Source organism: Mongoliibacter sp. (genome assembly GCF_007692705.1).
In the GTDB taxonomy this organism is placed as follows: domain Bacteria; phylum Bacteroidota; class Bacteroidia; order Cytophagales; family Cyclobacteriaceae; genus Mongoliibacter.
Genome location: NZ_REBN01000065.1, coordinates 1 through 17,566, shown reverse-complemented (window position 1 = coordinate 17,566; position 17,566 = coordinate 1). Strand labels below are relative to the sequence as shown.

Genomic DNA, 17,566 nt, shown 5'->3' with positions numbered 1-17,566 from the left:
CTCCCAACCGCATTTTTCACAAATTGGTAAGTGCTCATTACAAACGGGGTTGGCACAATTCACCATTCTATCGCATTCGGTACCACAGACATGGCAGGTGGAAATGACTTTTGGATTTACCTTGTTTACGTCTACTGCAATCCTATTGTCAAAAACATAGCATTTCCCCTCAAAGTCCTCTCCTCCGGCTTCCATACCATATTTGATAATCCCACCGTGTAGTTGATAGACATCCTCAAAACCTTGTTCCAACAGGAAAGCAGAAGCTTTTTCACATTTGATACCTCCAGTACAATAGGTCAATACCTTTTTGCCTTTTAGATGTTCGAGTTCTTTTACTTTTTCAGGAAAATCCCTGAAGTTGTCAATATCAAGTGTAACTGCATTCTTAAACCTTCCCAGTTCATGCTCATAGTTAGACCTTACATCCAAAATGATCACATCTTCCTGGTCTTTGAGGGCTTTAAATTCTTCAGGTTCCAAATGTTTCCCAGTCCTGACATTAGGGTCAAGGTGCCTTAAGCTGCTGTGTACGATTTCAGGCTTGGCTCTTACATGGATTTTGGCAAATGCATGTTGGTCATGGTAATCAATTTTGAATTCGGTTTTTGCAAACCTTGGATCGCCATGCACATATTCCATGTACTTTTCACAATCCTCTTTCAGTCCCGAAACCGTTCCGTTGAGCCCTTCCGGAGAGATGATGATTCTTCCCCTAATATTGTTTTCCACGCAATAAAGGTGGTGTTCTTCCCTGTATGCCTCAGGATCTTCTATCTGGGCATAGCAGTAATATAGCAATACGCTGTACTTTTTATCTTCCATAACTTAAGCCCTGTTTCAGCAGGGTGTTTTGGTTTCGTATATACAAATTTAATTATTTTTTGATTGGTGCTGCAGGATTACCAAAAACTGTCTCTCCATCCTGAACATCTGAGATCACCACTGAACCCGCTCCTACTCTTGCGTTTTTACCTATAGTTACACCCGAAACAATTGTAACCCCTGAACCAATAAAAACTCCTTTCCCAATTTTAACATTGGAGTTGATAAAGGATCCGGCACCGACTTGCACGAAGTCCGAGAGCTCGGCCTGATGCTCAATGATCGCTCCGGAATGTAAAATACAGTGACTGCCTATTTGGGCAGCGGTACCGATTGTGACTCTGGCATTGATAAAATTACCATGGCCTAAGACAGCATTTGTAGAAATATATGAGGATTGATGGATGGCATTGACAGGCTGTACTTTTCTGTTGTCATTGAGCATTTTGACCAAAAACTGTCTGTATTTATTGTCGTCCACCGCTACAAAGGCTTCACATTTTTTGCCAATCAGCTTTAGGAAACCTTCATCCTCAGGATTTCCCAATACAGTAACCTCATTGATTTCAGTCCCGTGCATAGCTTCATCTTCTTCCAAAAATCCAAAAGTGATGACGTCATTACTGTTGAAAATTTCCAATGCTGCCTGGGCAATTCCTTTGGCTCCTAATATTATAACTGGTTTATCCATTTCTTTTTGTCTAATCGGATGGCAAAAGTACGGGAAATCAATCTGCTAACCAAAAATTAAGCGGATACTGCTTTGAGTATAGACTGACCGATTTTACAGTCCATACACTTTTTGAGATTACAATACATGTTGAAAAGTCCTATCATACCCTGACTGTCAAATGCATTTTCACAAGTCCACTGGTAAGTGCCGAATCTTTTGGTGATATGGTTGACTTCTGCCGGCAATTCCTGCAAGAGGTCGAAGCACTTGTCTTTCCAATCGCTGTTTTCAATAAAGCGCCCATAACTGAACCAAAGGGGAACCACAAAATTGATCATGATTAGGCGAAGTGTATTTTCACTCAATTTCTGTGAGAGCTTTTGTTTTGAAGGTATTCCAGGCCTAAGGTGTTTTTCCCAATAAGGATTGATTTGTAAAGCAAAAAGCTGTTTAAAAGAGTCAAAACCAGAGTTAATATGAATGGCTTCACTGAAAATGTTCTTGTTTTGGCTGAGAAATGCTGCCAATTGTACAATCCTTAAGCAAGGGTTGTTCTGTGGCCTTACTCCCATAAATTTCCAATCTTGCCTATATACTGTATTTTTCAATCCATATTTTTTCCTGTAGAAATCATACTCCCTTTTCAATTCAGCTGAATATTCATCTACTGGTTCTTCAGGAAGCAAATCAGCCTGTCCCAAAAGAATGGCCTCTATTCCAATAGGATGCCTGCTAAGTTTTTGTAAGAGTTTGTATGGAATGCTTTCCGCTAGCCTAAGCATGGAACCGCTGTTGGTTTTGAACCCGAAACTCTGAAACAACCACCTGTAACTGGTTTCTTCCCAATCCCCTTTTGTTGTTTCAAGAATTTGGAAAACACCTGCTGACTTGATTTCCATCCTTTCTACCAATGCCCTTTCCAGCATAGAAAATTTCAGAATAGGTAAAACCTCCGGAAGAAACCCAGAGCAGAGCAAGCCATCTCCTGAATTGATAAGCTTCTCATAATTTCTGATGACATCTAACAGGATTTTTCCTTTCAATTCTAAAGTCGGAATTCTGGTACCGTCATTTCTCAGGATTTCCAAGTCATTTTCGTAGACTACATGAAGAATCACAGAGTTGTATCTGGGGTCCGCATCATGTTCATGGTTTTTCCAATCGGAGGCTTTGCGGTGGACTTCCACATGACCATAAAGATCCACCCCTTTGATGCGTACGCTTGATTCAAGAAAATCAGGCCCATGGTAGAAGTTATGGTAACCAATTTTCTTGACTTCTACAGGCTGTCCATCTGTGGTGTGGAGGCTGTTTTTATCGAAATACTGGTATTTCCATACAGCTTGAAGAAAATCTTCTTTGAAATCCATAAAAAAACTGTTTAAAAATCTGAAATCTACACTAACAATCTGATGATGAATTTACCAAGAAATGAGTTTAAATAAAATGGCTGCTGAAAAAATTTGAGGCAAATACAAATGACCTTTCATTATAATTCAGGGTAAAAGTATTTTTACTTCATCAAAAATTTTATCTCACCTCTAAACCTTTAATTTATCTGGATTTTGTCTTACGTCAAGCAACGTAATGATTTGAACAGTCTTATTATTAATCTGATATTATATCGTCGTATGCTTTGTCAGTACAGAGCGTCTAACATTGCTTTTTTTGAGGGATACCGGAAAAAGTAAAGGGTTGAGCGAAATGAGATTTATACGTTTATCAAGCTTTTGAATGAAACTTCGAGTTTCTTTTTCAGTCCAATTATTATCCAAATAATTTAAAATATTTTCAAGGTCAGATTTTGACCTTTCTGACCAAAAAATCTCATAAGTATTTTTCATACAGCCTTTTCACTTCTTGATGAGGGCTACTCTTCCTGCTTTGATGTCCTCAAGACCTTTTTCTATCGCTTTTTTTTCTTCTTCACCTATCTGACCCCACCAATCGAGCGTATTCTTTTGGTTGTTTTTCAACATTTTTAATTTTTCAATTGCTACATCATCTTTTAGGGTGATAATCCAATTTATAATTTCCAGTTTTTCCTTTTATATATTCATATTCTTTGCCTTGAAACTTAGCTATTATAATTAAGAAGAATTTTATAAAAAACTGATTGAAGCTAAGGCTATTAATACGCTTTTGCATTTCAAATCAATTTTTTTCCACTTAATTAGATGATAAAGTCATAATAATTTCATAAATCTAAAATGATGCGGATTTAACTTTTCATCCCCCTTTTTCTACCAATTTTTCCGTGATCTCATTCATGGCTTTAACCTTGTATTCAAAATCCCCTTTCAGGGTGTCACGGTAAGCATTGAGGTTATCCAAAAGATCATCAATTTCCTCTGGCAAGACCTCTTCCAACAATTGTCTTAAACGCTTGGCTGTGGTGGGCGATTTGCCATTGGTGCTGATGGCGATTTTGAGGTTTCCCTTTGTCACTATTCCTCCCAGATAAAAATCGCATAACTCAGGCGTATCGGCAACATTGACCAAAATAAACCTTTCCTTAGCCTCATCATGAATCTGCCTATTAATTTCAGGGAAATTGGTAGCGCCTATGACAAGGTGCTTTCCACCAAGATACTTTTCATGGTAAGCATCCTTAATCAAAGTGACATTTGAAGCATTATGAGCCAATTCCAGAAATTCTTCATTGAACTCTTTAGAGACAACCGTCACCTGTGCCTTTGGACTGCTTTTCAATAAGAAACTGAGTTTCTCAGTCCCCACAAATCCTCCTCCAACCAAGAGTACATTGAGTTGGTGGACTTTGAGGAAGATGGGATATAATTGGTTCATGGTTTTATCTTATTTAGAAATTCGTTTCACGAAATATGGTAGATATAGAATAGAAATATGGTGGAAATATGATTGAAATAAAATAGAAATATAGTAGTAGCAGATTTACCCTAGATCCAGAGAGGGGCTATTCTGGATTAACTTAGAATAAGATTGAAATACGGTAGAAATATTTCAATCTATTTCTCGAAGCGTATTTCCATCATATTTCACCGTAGGTATATTTCTACTCTATTTCGAGAAGCATATTTCAGCGAAGCTATATTTCAACTTTATTTCGCGAAGCATATTTCAAATTACCTTATCTGCTTTAATTCAACTCCAACTACTTCATTATACACTTCTTTAAGGAGATAACTTTCCCTCACCACTTCCCCAATAATTATAATGGCAGGAGCGGCGATACCATAGCTTTTTGCTTTTGGGACAATATCCTGAATGGTGCCTGCAACAAGCTTTTCTTCCTTGGTAGTCCCACTTTGGATAATGGCAATGGGCAAATCAGCCCGTCCTTCATTCAAATAGCTTCCGACAATCTCAGGAAGTTTTTTGGTCCCCATCAAAATGACCACTGTCGCCGTGGATTTTGCTGCCAAGGCAATGTCTCTAGAGATTTCCCCGGATGTAGTGGTACCTGTAATGACCCAAAAACTCTCAGAAAAGCCTCTTTTGGTCACCGGAATACCAACTGCAGCCGGAACTGAGATGGCGGAGGTAATTCCTGAAATCACTTCTGTAGGGATTCCGAAGGCCTCTATATAGTCTATCTCCTCGGCTCCTCTGCCAAAGACAAATGGATCTCCTCCTTTCAGCCTGACCACATGGCCATGCTTGAGGGCATGCTCCACGCAAAGCCTATTGGTCTCATCCTGAGGGCAACTGTGTTTGCCCACTCTTTTCCCTACAAATATCTTCAATGCATGGTCAGGGGCATGCTTCAGCAATGATTTGTCAATCAAGGCATCGTAAAGCACCACATCTGCTTTGTTTAAGGCAAAAACAGCCTTCAGCGTAATCAATTCGGGATCTCCTGGCCCTGCACCTACGAGGGTTACTTTTGGCTTTACTTTTTCTATCATGCTGTAACCTCCTTTTCTCTATAGTTACTAATGGCTTCGAATACATTGGCTGCATCATCGAAGTACTTTTTTGCGAAAGCTTCAGATGGTTCGCTTTCTTTAATTTGGTAAGTGATTTCAGCAAAGGTTTTTTCCAAGATGATCTTTTCACTTTCAGTAAAGGTTTCATCAAAAAGTGCGATGATATTGGCGTAAGAATTTGTGCTCTTTCCTTCACTAAGCAGAATGGCTTTCGCTGCATTGACCATTCCCGCATAGGTGTGGTAGATGCTATCTGACCATCTTTTTTCTTTAAATGCCTCCACGGAAAGCTCCAGTTTTTCACGTGCTTCCAATAAAAGAGTGGCGACTAAATCAATGACCACACCGGCACATTCTCCAACACCCACAGCTACTTTGTAAGCATCTTCATTTCCCCAATCCACCTGATCGGCTTCGGTAAGGGTTTCGGTTTCTGTCAATACCTTAAGAATGTCATAGAAGTATATTTGGCCTTTACGGTCATAATAATCCAAAAAGCTTTCTTCTTTTTCTCCAAATGACTCAAAGTCCTTGATCAGGATCCTTAATGCTTCAGGACCTCTTTTGCTCGGGATTTTGATCACCTTATCGGCAAACCTTCCATTTCCATTTCCTAAAGTACCTCCACCAAGCAATACCTGTAGCGCAGGAAAAACTGTTTTCCCTACTTTCATGGACATGCCCTGAAAGCCTATGTGCGCCATATTGTGCTGCCCACAGGCATTCATACAACCTGATATTTTGATGGTCAAATCCTTATTTTTGAGGTATTGAGGAAATTCGTTGAGGATTACCTTTTCCAATTCCCTCGCTATACCCGTACTGCTGGCTATGCCTAGATTACAAGTATCTGTTCCTGGACAGGCAGTAATGTCACCAAAGCTGTCATAGCCGGCATCAGCCAAACCGATTTTCTTTAACTCCTCATAAAAAAATGGAACCGCTTCGGTTTGAACATCACGGATCAGAATGTTTTGACGCAGGGTAAACCGCAACTCATTGTTAGCATAATTTTTAATCAAATCAGCCAATTGACGGGCTTGTTTGGTGCTGAAATCACCCAAGAGTACTTTTGCGCCTACACTGACATAACCCTCCTGCTTTTGTGGCAATACATTGGTGAGTTTCCATTGCTCGTAAGCCAAACTAAAGGGCTCTGCCAAAACCGGAACTTCGTGTTTGGGGAGCACCCTTGAGGCTTCATAGGTTTGAGCGTCAATAGGGTATGTGTGGTATGGAAGAGACTTTTGCTCTTCTTTCACCAAACTCAAGAATTCTTCAATTCCAATATCATTGATGAGAAATTTCATTCGGGCTTTAAGCCTTCTGGAACGTTCTCCATGTCTGTCAAATATTCTTAAAACTCCCTCGATAAATGGAATCAATTCGTCTGTGGGAAGGAATTCGGTGATCAGGTCTGCATGTCTGGGTTGAGAACCCAAGCCTCCACCAAGAAGGACTTTAAAACCCCTGATTTCTTTGTCATCTACTGTTTTCAATTGTGGGATAAAACCTAAGTCATGAAGGTAACTCAAAGCCGTGTCTTCTTCAGAGGCTGAAAATGCCATTTTGAATTTTCTGCCCATTTCCTGGCAAATGGGATTTCTGAGGAAGTATTTGAAAGTAGCGTCCGCATAGGGAGTCACATCAAATGGCTCTTTTGGATCTACCCCCGCAGTTTCAGAAGCTGTTACATTCCTTACAGTATTGCCACAAGCTTCCCTTAGGGTGATGTCTTCCTGTTCAAGGTCTGCCCATAGCTGGGGAGTTTCGTCCAAACTTACATAATGGATCTGTATGTCCTGCCTGGTAGTGATGTGCAGTTTTCCGGTTGAATATTTTTCGGAAACATCACAGATTGTTTTGAGCTGTTCTCCCGTGGTTTTCCCATAGGGTAATTTGATTCTTATCATCTGAACTCCAGGCTGTCTCTGCCCATATACGCCCCGGGCCAAACGAAGACTTCTGAATTTTTCTTCGTCAATCTTGCCTTCTCTGAAGAGCCGGATTTTTCTATCCAACTCTATGATGTCTTTTTGTACGATAGGATTTTCTATCTCTGTTCTGAAGCTTTCCATTTATATTTTTTCTCTATCGGTTTAGTAGGTTTATTTATTGTACAAAGTACCAAGTATAATGTACCATGATGTTTAGGAATATGTCCCTTACTCTGTTTTTTTACTGCTTACCATCGCTTTTTGAGTAACTGCTATCTTGGTACTTTGTACATTGTACTTGGTACCGTTTTCATCACTCAATAAACCCAACACTCACAGTATCAAAGCTTCCCTCATCGATAAGGATAAAGCTTCCATTTGATTTATTGATTTCGTATGGGTCAAAGTGAATGGCCTTGCTGAGCCTGAGATTGACTTTCCCGATGTCATTCAACTTGAGCTGTTCGGTAGGCTCTTCCCCGGAGAAGTCTGCATAAATGCGTGTTTTAATGCTTTCCACTTTGGCAAGTACCCTGTTGACTCCATGTTGCAGTGTGTATTTCTGACCGGGCCGAAGGGGTTTATTATTAACTTGACAGATCGTGGCGGTGATTGACTTTTCGGAATTTGGAACTTCGGCAGATTTGACCATCATGTCTCCTCTGCTGATATTGACTTCATCTTCTAAAGTAATTGTAATCGCAGCACCTGGCGTGGCTTCAGTATATTCTTTGTCGAAGAATTGTATACTCTTGATTTTGGAAGTAGTGAAAGAAGGCAGGATCGTTACTTCATCCCCTACTTTCAAGTTACCACCATAAAGCGTTCCCGAAAAGCCTCTGAAATCATGAAAGGCTTCTGTTTTTGGCCGGATCACATATTGCACGGGAAAACGGGCTGGGCCATTTTCTTCCAGGTCAGCAGGTTCCAAGACTTCCAAATGATCCAGAAGTGTATTGCCCAAATACCAAGACATCAAATCTGATTTTTTAGCGATGTTTTCTCCTTTTAAAGCGGAAATTGGAATAAAGGTGATTTGCTCTGGCTTGAAGTTGCTTTTCTCTGCCAATGCTTCAAAATCTTCTTTGATTTTCAGAAATACATCTTCATCGTAATCTACCAAGTCCATTTTGTTGATGGCGACTACCACATGCCCCATGCGAAGCAGGTTGCTGATAAAAAAGTGTCGGTAGGTCTGCTCAATCACTCCTTTTCTGGCATCGATCAAAATGATGGCCACTTGGGAAGTGGAGGCTCCCGTAACCATGTTTCTGGTGTATTCCACATGACCGGGAGTATCCGCTACTATGAAATTGGTCTTATCGGTATTGAAGTAGATATGGGCTACATCTATGGTAATGCCCTGCTCTCTCTCTGCCACCAAACCGTCTGTTGCCAAGGAAAAGTCCAGGTAATCAAAGCCTCTTTGCTTGCTGGTTTTTTCGATAGCCTCCAACTTATCCGTAGTCAGGCTTTTGGTATCATAAAGCAAACGCCCGATTAGGGTACTTTTGCCATCATCTACTGAACCTGCGGTTGCTATTTTTATGAGTTTTCTGTTTTCCATTTGTTAAGATTTTAGACGTGAGACATAAGACATAAGACTTCGTCAACTTATCACACCATAATTGTTTTTTATGCCACGAAGGCACAAAGACTCAAAGGTTTTTAGAAAGAGCTTCACGTGCTTTGAAGGATGCTCAATGCTTGAGTTTTTATATCGCCGAAGGCATATTTCTATTAGTATCGCGAAGCATATATCATTTAAAAGTACCCGACTTTCTTCCTTTTCTCCATCGCCGCCTCAGAACGTTTGTCGTCTATCCTAGCACCCCTTTCGGAAATGGTGGAGGCCCTGATTTCATCCACAACAGCATCCAAAGTTCTTGCTTCCGAAAGTACGGCAGCTGTACAGGTCATGTCCCCTACAGTTCTGAAGCGCACCATTTTTTCTTCTACTTGCTCATGTTCTTCCCTGAACACATGCTCATTGGCTGTCCAAATCATCCCATCTCTGAAGAAGACTTCACGCTTATGGGCAAAGTAGATGGAAGGGATTTCGATGTTTTCAGTTTTGATATATTCCCAAACATCCAATTCGGTCCAGTTGGAAATAGGAAAAACACGGACATTCTGTCCCTGTTCGATTTTTCCGTTAAGCATATTGAAAAGCTCCGGTCTTTGGTTTTTTTCGTCCCATTGCCCAAAGTCATCTCTTACTGAAAACACCCTTTCTTTTGCCCTGGCTTTTTCTTCATCTCTTCTCGCGCCACCAATACAGGCATCAAACTTAAATTCTTCGATGGCATCCAAAAGCGTAGTAGTCTGAAGGGTATTTCTACTGGCATACCTGCCTCTTTCCTCAGTGACTTTACCCTGATCAATGGAATCCTGAACATTTCTGACAATCAGTTCCAATCCCAATTCCTCCACCAATTGATCTCGAAATTCAATGGTTTCCGGGAAATTGTGTCCTGTATCTATATGCAAAAGAGGAAATGGAATCCTTGCAGGGTAAAAGGCTTTTTGTGCCAAACGGACCAAAGTAATAGAGTCCTTACCTCCTGAAAACAATAAGACTGGCCGCTCAAACTGCGCCGCCACCTCTCTCAGGATATGGATGGACTCTGCCTCTTTCGGATTCGGTATCAATAGGTTTGACATAAGTATTTTTGATTTACGATTTTTGATTTACGCTGTCCATGCAGTCAGTAAGTGTGGTTTAAGATTTTAATCAGCGTTCATTTCTTTTCCAAATTTCGAATGATGAATATCGAATAATGAATCTCGAAATATTTTCATAGTTAGACGTCTCCTACATTCAATTCACGTTTTTCAATATATCGCCGAAGGCATATATCATTTCATATGCAACCCACACTCCTTCTTAGACTCTTCCCACCACCATCTGCCAGCTCTTGCGTCTTCTCCTGGCTCAATGGCTCTGGTGCAAGGCGCACAGCCTATGCTGAAAAAGCCTTTGTCGTGTAGGGGATTGTATGGAATTTTATTTTGGTTGATGTACTCTATCATCTGATCGAAAGTCCAGTCCAAAAGCGGATTGAATTTGATAATCTGATTTCCTTCATCCCATTCTATTTTTCTCATTTCGGATCTGTTGGCACTCTGTTCTGCCCTCAAGCCGGTAATCCAGATACTGTTACCCGCCAGTGCTCTTTTAAGCGATTCTACTTTTCTTACAAAGCAGCAGGCTTTCCTTTTCTCAACCGATTCATAAAAACCGTTGATGCCGTTTTTGCTTACTAAGTTTTCTACTGATTCCCGCTCAGGGTACAAGACTTCAATTCTTATTTTGTACTTCTGTTCCGTTCTGGCAATAAGGTCCAGTGTTTCCGGAAACAGTCTTCCTGTGTCCAAGGAAAAAATATGGATAGGCAGGCTGTTTTCAGCGATCAATTGGGTAATAACCTGATCTTCCTGTCCCAGGGAAGTGGAAAAAACCACTTTACCCGGAAAAAGGTCTGACAGCATGGCCAGGCCTTCCACAGGATTCAGAGAATCCAGTTTTTCACTAAGACTATGCAAATTCGTTTTCAGGCTCATTTTTCTTGACTTTAGTTGCACCTTCCCATGCCCTTTCATGCAAGTAATACAGGGCTATTTTAGTCACTACTTCTATGGATCCTATCGATAGGGCCATGACCAGTTGACCTGTCACAAAAAAGGAAATGACCATGGTATCGAGTGTTCCTACAATTCTCCATGAAATGGATTTCAAAAAGCTCTTGACATTAGTGTCTTGGCCTTTGCTGTTTACAAACCATTTTTTAATAGGTTGATCTAGAATCATATACTTTTAAGGTATCAGAATAACAAAAGTATACAAAACCTATAAAAAAGATAGGGTAATTAGGGAAAAAATTTTATTCTTTATCCAATATATCTGCTAAGGTCTTGTTTTCAAGCACGTTAAGCATCTCATCCCTGACCTGAATCATGACTTTATTGAGGCCGCATTTGACTTCGTCCTTGCATTCTACGCACGGTTCATAGTAGTTGAGGCTGACACAGGGGAGCAATGCGATTGGGCCATCCAAGAGTCGGATCACTTTGGAAAGGGCAACATCTTTGGGGTCTTTGATAAGGTAATAACCTCCGCCTTTCCCCTTTTTGCTACCCAGGATTCCTGCTTTCTTCAATTCTAAAAGTATATTTTCAAGAAACTTGTGGGAGATTCCATATTCTTCTGATATGTCCTGAATCAAAACAGTTTTTTGTTCTCTACGCTTGCCTAGAAATGTCAAAGCATGAAATGCGTACTTGGTTTTTTTGGATAGCATGGTTACAAAAATAGGGGAAAAAAGTAGCCTTGCAAGTAAGAGTGTGAAAGTCGAAAAAGAAGTACTTTAGTATTGATTAGGGTATTTTCCTAGATGGGTAATGGCTTGATACCGGGTTGGCAGATACTCCCTGCCATACATTTTAATAAATACAGGCTTAAGTCTTGGATTTTCGATTAAGGCTTCATGAATATCTAGACTGTATTTTTCAACTCCTATTCCTGTAGGAAAAACCTTATACAAGACCAGTTTCTCATCATTTTCAATCCAACCTAATTCTAAATCTTTACAAAAGGCCATCACCTCCACCAAAGGCAATTCCTGTTCCTTTTCCAAGTCTATCACCAAATAAACCTCGGGGTAAAGTAAAGTTGATAATTTTCCATGGTCTTGCTGGGCCGCTACACGGATAGTAAAAAAGAGGAAGAATACAGTACAAAATAATTTCATGCTTATCCATTTTAAGTAAGACGGGATGTTGGTTAAATTTGTCTTGCCTAAACTGAAATATCTGGAATTTTAGAGTTTCTTTTCAAAACAAAAACCCTCTGAGGTAAAGAAGACCTCAAGGATTTACCTTGAGTTGAACCTACAGCCAATGTAAAACCTTACTCCACCTGACATAGCTGCCTTTTGGACAGCGGCAATCAGCAAGTAGGTATTTGCTTCCTCTCCGCGTCCCTGTTTTCATGGATCCCCATACTGTTCCGGAATCAAAATAAAAAGCTGAACCGTCCTGAGTGTCCTTTCCATATTCGATTGTCTGAGTGTGCAAGTCTAAAGTAAATACTCCCCTGCCCGTTTCAGTACTTATAAGTTTCATTTCAATGGTTGAATTGGATGTTACAGGGACTCTTGGTGTGGGGTATAGTCCTTGATTTTCATCAGGGGTCAACCAATCAGAACCTTCTGAATTTTTATAGCCTTTTAATCCAACCTGCAGTATGTAGTCTATACCCAGAATCTCTTTTAATTTACCAGTTTCTCCAGAGTTTATCTGATTGGCGATGATTTCATAATCCCAGTCTTCCAAAAGTCCAAATTTGATATCCTTTCTTTTGGCAAATTGCTTTTCAATAATTTGATAAAGCCGTTGTTCTTCACTGTAAGTTAATTCTGGAATGTTAAAGTCCAGTAAGACCAAATCAGCATTTTGAAGACAGACACTGCAGTATTGTCTAGGAAAAAACTTGGTGTTTTTGCAGGAAATCAGAAAGGGAATAAAAAGAAGGAAGAAATATTTTTTCATAGTAAAAAGACAGCAGATCAGTTTCCGCCGTCTTGATTTTAATTAAGGTTAACCCCAAGGTTTAACTCAAGATTTAAAGGGAATATATTCCCGTTTCCTTTTAAATCAAAATAGTATATCGGACCAGCACTAAATAATAAATTGAATCGCTTTCCATAAGTTCTTTGTAAGCCCCAAGTAGGTCCGATTGCGAAAGAGTTGTTGTTGAACCGGTCAAACGATGATATTTGTGAAATATCAGGTCCAGTATACAGCAATCTAGCAGCTATGAAATTTCCATTATTCTGATCTGTTGTCTTTCCATTTTTTTCTCTTTTGGACAGGTTGTAGTAATACCTGCTTTGAATATCACCAAACATAGCAAAAAGGTATTGGACGCCTTCAGTCGAAGCCGAGGTGAGATCAGGATAGGAATAATTATACCCAAAACCTAAACTTGCATCAAGGGAAGTGTTTTTCCCTGTGGGCAATTCGTAAGAAATAGCAGGATTAAGAAAGTTTACCCGAAGTATCTTTTGTGTTTGGGCATTCCCAAAATGAATACTGCAACATATCACTATAATAATTAAAACAAATCTACTCAATTTCATATTAGTCAATTTCTTTGATTATTCTAATTCCTTTCGTCTGACCTCCAAACACGGCTGCTCCATAAACAGAAGCTCCTTCAATTTCGTATAGCTTCTTTGATGTTTTAAATGTTGGCCCCAAAATATTTTGGTACAAGGAATTAAATTGTGCATTTCCTGTAGCATTGTAGGTAATTTGAAAATACCTATCTATGACAAAATTCATATTATTTGAATTCAAACGCTCATCCTCCGCTTTACTTAACATTACTTTGATTTTATCAGGGAATATCTTCCTGTAAGACTTAACTTTCTCATTTTTAACATCTAAAGACGCGGATGCTAAAAAACTTTCTGTCTCTTTCCAAACCAATTCTGCTAACTTTCCTAATCCTGTACTAACCATTTTATTCATTCTTTTTTCAAGATCGTTATAATTGTCTTGAGAAATATTTAAAAATGGTATAGAAGCATCTGTTACTCCAGCTGTAGACAAACTATAATTTGAGAATTTTAACAACTCCTTTCCAACTATTTTTGATGGGAAACTTGTATAATTTATTGGCATAGCAAATGGGATTTTCACGTTTAAATAAAGTAAATCCCACCCTAGTACTAATTTGGTAGCATTGGCATCCGAGTGTCGAGCCCATATTCCTGTCCAACCTCTTTTTTGCATTTTCGCATTTAGACCTGTAGAGCTATACAACCATAATTAAAAGCATATAGCTTAACTTTCAACCTGTAGTCTGGATTAAAATTTATAGTAAAACCCGTATTTGTACCGAAAATGCCTTCAAAAAATTTCCCTATAGACGTATTAGCTCCAAATTTATATACTTCAAAATTATCATATTGCCCTTTTGGTAAAGCTGTTGGAATCTCGGGAGCGCAGGCTGCACAAAAATAGCCTGGCTGTGAAATAAGGTTTTGATTCGAAGGAACAGTAGAGGCATTATTTAAGTCTTCGTCATAATCAAAATCAAAATAAGTATCAACTAAATAGGTATCATCTGGCAAAGAAAAAAGATCATCATTTGAATTAGGATTTAAATCAGATACTCTTAGATTTTCTCCTCTAAGTTTTAATAATTTTTCTTTATCAAAATTCTCTATATTCTTGTATAAATTATCTATATTATCTGCTTCTGTATAAAAAGTTCCGAAAGGAGTGACTTTATAAATTTTGCCATAAACCTCTATTTCCAAATCCTGATTTAAAAGTGAAGCAAATGCTTGGTCAGGAACTAATTCTAGTACATCTATTTCATGATTATCAGAATTTTCTCTTTTAATTGAATTTGAAGTTAAATCTTTATCTGAAAGTAAGTTTGAAGAAACAAAATCTTTTGGGATAACAGCATATTTAGAAATAATATTTTTATTATACTCCAAATTTTGGTTTGTACTCAATTCTTCAACAGCTGAAATAAAATCAATATAACTTTCAAATTTCAATCTTTTACTCTCGTTTTTTTCCAGACTATCAGCTGAAAATTCTTCAACAATTTCGTTTTGAGGACCACATGAGATGCTGAAAAGCATAAAAAGTGTAAGTAAAATAAAATGGGATAATAGATAATTTTTCATATAGGTTTAAATTAAAATTATAAAAAAAAGAAAAATAATGATAAAATAATTTTCTCATAAAAAGAAGAAAAACTAACTTAGTTGTCAAGTTTTAAGGTATTTATTTTTTCTCATTAACACTTAACATATTGGTTTTCAGGGCAAAAAATTTAATTTATTTATTGAAATATTAATATTTGATGAAAGGGGAAGTGAAAAATCTAAAAAAAACCCTTTGAAAACGTGACTCCGAATTCAAAGGGTTTTACTCTTAAGAAACAGCTGAAATCAAAAAAACCTTCGGGGTCCGAAAAAGACCCCAAAGGTTTGCTGGATTAAATCAACTCCACACTTCTTTTTACAAATTCCGTCAGGTCTTTGCCTTTCAGCAGACCTTGAGAAAGAAGGGCCAAATCAAAAGCCTGCTTGGCCAGTTTGGTCTGATCTTCTTCTGAGGTTGCTTTCAGGACTTTGTCAATTACTGGGTGATTGCCATTGATGGCTACCTTGTAATTGTCCGGCATGGCACCGTAGAAACTCATGCCTCCACCCATCTGGGCCATGTCTTTCATCCTGCGCATAAATTCATCCATGGTCACAGTAACCGGAAGTTCTTCCGGGCTAAGCCCTTCTACTGCTACTGAATAGGTTTGGCTGTTGATGGCCTTTTCGAAGATCTCCTTCACCTTTTTGGATTGCTCCTCGGTCAGTAAGTTTTCATAACTGTCTTCTTTTTGGATCAGCTTGTCCACCACATCAGCATCTACTCTTTTCATTTGAGTTTTTTCCTCCTTGGTCTCCAGGTGTTGGATAAAGTGGCTGTCAATGGGCGAATCCATCAAGAGTACATCATAATCTTTTTTGCCTGCTGACTGTATGAAAGCATCCTGCTTGTCAGCATCTGTCGCATAGAGATAAATGGTGTTGCCATCTTTGTCTGTCTGAATGGCGGAAACTTTCTCTTTGTACTCAGGCAAAGTGAAAAGCTCTCCTTTGGTATTTTTCAGCAAAGTGAAGTCCTTGCCTTTTTCAGCAAACTTGTCTTCGCTGATCATTCCATATTTCACAAAGAGCCCAATATCATTCCACTTCTCTTCATAGACTTTTCTGTCTTTCTTGAAGAGTTCGCCAAGCTTATCGGCTACTTTTTTGGTGATGTAATTGTTGATTTTCTTCACGTTGCCATCAGCCTGCAAGAAGCTTCTGGACACGTTCAGCGGAATGTCCGGAGAATCGATCACCCCATGCAGCAACATCAGGAATTCCGGTACAATGTCCTTCACTTCGTCAGTGATAAATACCTGACGGCTGAAAAGTTTGATTTTGTTTTTCTGGAATTCGAAGTCATTCTTGACTTTAGGGAAATAAAGTACTCCGGTCAGGTTGAAAGGATAGTCCACATTGAGGTGAATCCAGAACAGCGGATCTTCACTCATCGGATAAAGCTCCTTATAGAAAGCAAGGTAGTCTTCATCCTTCAAATCGCTGGGGGATTTGGTCCAGATCGGAGAAGTGGTATTGATGATATTGTCCACATCCACTGACTTCCACTTTTTCTCTCCTTTGTCGTCTACGCCATCTTCAACGCTTTCCGTCTTTGTTCCAAACTTGATGGGTACAGGAAGGAATTTACAGTATTTGTCCAGGATTCCCTGAAGCTTCCACTTGTCCAAAAATTCCTCGGAATCATCATTGATATGAAGCGTGATTTCGGTTCCCCTCTCTTTTCTGTCACCTTCACTGATTTCAAATTCCGTACTTCCGTCACAAGTCCATTTGGCAGCTTGAGCACCTTCCTGATAAGAAAGGGTGTTGATTTCCACCGTTTTGGCGACCATAAAGGCCGAATAGAAACCAAGACCAAACTTACCGATGATTTCATTGGCATCTTTGGCATCCTTAAATTTCTCCACAAACTCGGTTGCTCCGGAGAAAGCAATCTGGTTGATGTATTTTTTGATTTCTTCTGCAGTCATCCCCAAACCTTTGTCGGTAATGGTGATGGTTTTTTTGTCCTTGTCGAAAGCCACTTCAATGGTGGTATCTCCAAGTTCGCCGGTGTACTGACCCAGCGTAGCCAGTCTTTTGATTTTTTGGGTGGCATCTACCGCATTGGACACCAATTCGCGGATAAAAATCTCATGATCTGAGTACAAAAACTTTTTGATGATGGGGAAAATATTCTCGGTATGTATCGAGATAGTACCTTTTTCCTGCATAGCTATATTGAATTTAGATTATTGATAAACATTTTTGACAATACTGCTTTATCAATGCCTGTTCCAAAGGGTGAAAAATGTCAATTTGGCAGTTTAAAAAGAAATATACCTATGGTGATATAAAATAGAAATATGCCTTCGGCGAAATATAATTGAAATATGCTACGAGATATATACTGAGTGAAATAAGATAGAAATATCGCATAGCTGAAATATGCTTCACGAAATAAAGTTGAAATATACTTCGTGAAATAAGAAAAAAAATAGTTATGCACCAGTTGTTTACAGAAATAGTTGGCGTAATATTTCAACTATA

At 39.0% G+C, this 17,566-nt stretch carries 18 protein-coding genes; all 18 read right to left on the bottom strand.

Features of this window, described 5'->3' with window-relative positions:
- Window positions 1-825 (bottom strand): rhodanese-related sulfurtransferase (locus tag EA341_RS01285; protein WP_293010869.1); only part of this gene is annotated, 825 nt, incomplete at its 3' end.
- A 52-nt stretch (window positions 826-877) separates the two neighbouring features.
- Window positions 878-1,516 carry an acetyltransferase gene (locus EA341_RS01280; protein ID WP_293010868.1) on the bottom strand — a complete coding sequence of 213 codons (639 nt, stop codon included), beginning with the start codon at window positions 1,514-1,516 and terminating at the stop codon, window positions 878-880.
- A 56-nt stretch (window positions 1,517-1,572) separates the two neighbouring features.
- On the bottom strand, window positions 1,573-2,868 hold the full coding sequence (locus EA341_RS01275; RefSeq protein WP_293010867.1) for a DUF2851 family protein: 1,296 nt from the start codon (window positions 2,866-2,868) through the stop codon (window positions 1,573-1,575).
- Between the two features lie 483 nt (window positions 2,869-3,351).
- Window positions 3,352-3,477, bottom strand: coding sequence for a hypothetical protein (locus tag EA341_RS01270; RefSeq protein ID WP_293010866.1), 126 nt, complete (start codon window positions 3,475-3,477; stop codon window positions 3,352-3,354).
- Window positions 3,478-3,727: 250 nt separating this feature from the next.
- Complete coding sequence (locus EA341_RS01265; RefSeq protein WP_293010865.1) at window positions 3,728-4,306, bottom strand: bifunctional precorrin-2 dehydrogenase/sirohydrochlorin ferrochelatase; 579 nt, start codon at window positions 4,304-4,306, stop codon at window positions 3,728-3,730.
- A gap of 296 nt (window positions 4,307-4,602) precedes the next feature.
- Window positions 4,603-5,385, bottom strand: a complete 783-nt coding sequence (gene cobA, locus EA341_RS01260) for a uroporphyrinogen-III C-methyltransferase (RefSeq protein WP_293010864.1) — start codon at window positions 5,383-5,385, stop codon at window positions 4,603-4,605.
- The gene (locus EA341_RS01255) at window positions 5,382-7,484 is read right to left on the bottom strand and encodes a HEPN domain-containing protein (protein WP_293010863.1); all 2,103 of its coding nucleotides are present in this window, start codon (window positions 7,482-7,484) and stop codon (window positions 5,382-5,384) included. The genes cobA and EA341_RS01255 overlap by 4 nt, the downstream gene beginning before the upstream one ends.
- Window positions 7,485-7,656: 172 nt before the next feature.
- On the bottom strand, window positions 7,657-8,910 hold the full coding sequence (locus tag EA341_RS01250) for a GTP-binding protein (RefSeq protein WP_293010862.1): 1,254 nt from the start codon (window positions 8,908-8,910) through the stop codon (window positions 7,657-7,659).
- Window positions 8,911-9,107: 197 nt separating this feature from the next.
- Window positions 9,108-10,007 (bottom strand): sulfate adenylyltransferase subunit CysD, encoded by a 900-nt coding sequence (cysD, locus tag EA341_RS01245; RefSeq protein WP_293010861.1) that lies wholly within the window; start codon window positions 10,005-10,007, stop codon window positions 9,108-9,110.
- Window positions 10,008-10,202: 195 nt separating this feature from the next.
- The gene (locus EA341_RS01240; RefSeq protein WP_293010860.1) at window positions 10,203-10,907 is read right to left on the bottom strand and encodes a phosphoadenylyl-sulfate reductase; all 705 of its coding nucleotides are present in this window, start codon (window positions 10,905-10,907) and stop codon (window positions 10,203-10,205) included.
- On the bottom strand, window positions 10,882-11,154 hold the full coding sequence (locus EA341_RS01235) for a DUF2061 domain-containing protein (protein WP_293010859.1): 273 nt from the start codon (window positions 11,152-11,154) through the stop codon (window positions 10,882-10,884). Before EA341_RS01235 ends, EA341_RS01240 begins: the two co-directional genes overlap by 26 nt.
- Before the next feature lie 73 nt (window positions 11,155-11,227).
- Window positions 11,228-11,644, bottom strand: a complete 417-nt coding sequence (locus EA341_RS01230; RefSeq protein ID WP_293010858.1) for an Rrf2 family transcriptional regulator — start codon at window positions 11,642-11,644, stop codon at window positions 11,228-11,230.
- Between the two features lie 66 nt (window positions 11,645-11,710).
- Complete coding sequence (locus EA341_RS01225) at window positions 11,711-12,094, bottom strand: hypothetical protein (protein WP_293010857.1); 384 nt, start codon at window positions 12,092-12,094, stop codon at window positions 11,711-11,713.
- A gap of 139 nt (window positions 12,095-12,233) precedes the next feature.
- Entirely contained in the window at window positions 12,234-12,893 is a 660-nt protein-coding gene (locus EA341_RS01220; protein WP_293010856.1) for a hypothetical protein, read from the bottom strand.
- Window positions 12,894-12,931: 38 nt separating this feature from the next.
- Window positions 12,932-13,483, bottom strand: coding sequence for a DUF3575 domain-containing protein (locus tag EA341_RS01215; protein ID WP_293010855.1), 552 nt, complete (start codon window positions 13,481-13,483; stop codon window positions 12,932-12,934).
- A gap of 1 nt (window position 13,484) precedes the next feature.
- A complete protein-coding gene (locus EA341_RS01210; protein WP_293010854.1) occupies window positions 13,485-14,141 on the bottom strand; it encodes a hypothetical protein in 657 nt (218 codons plus the stop codon).
- 8 nt (window positions 14,142-14,149) lie between these two features.
- Window positions 14,150-15,052 carry a hypothetical protein gene (locus EA341_RS01205; RefSeq protein WP_293010853.1) on the bottom strand — a complete coding sequence of 301 codons (903 nt, stop codon included), beginning with the start codon at window positions 15,050-15,052 and terminating at the stop codon, window positions 14,150-14,152.
- Window positions 15,053-15,366: 314 nt separating this feature from the next.
- Window positions 15,367-17,250, bottom strand: coding sequence for a molecular chaperone HtpG (htpG, locus tag EA341_RS01200; protein WP_293010852.1), 1,884 nt, complete (start codon window positions 17,248-17,250; stop codon window positions 15,367-15,369).
- Window positions 17,251-17,566 lie beyond the last annotated feature (316 nt).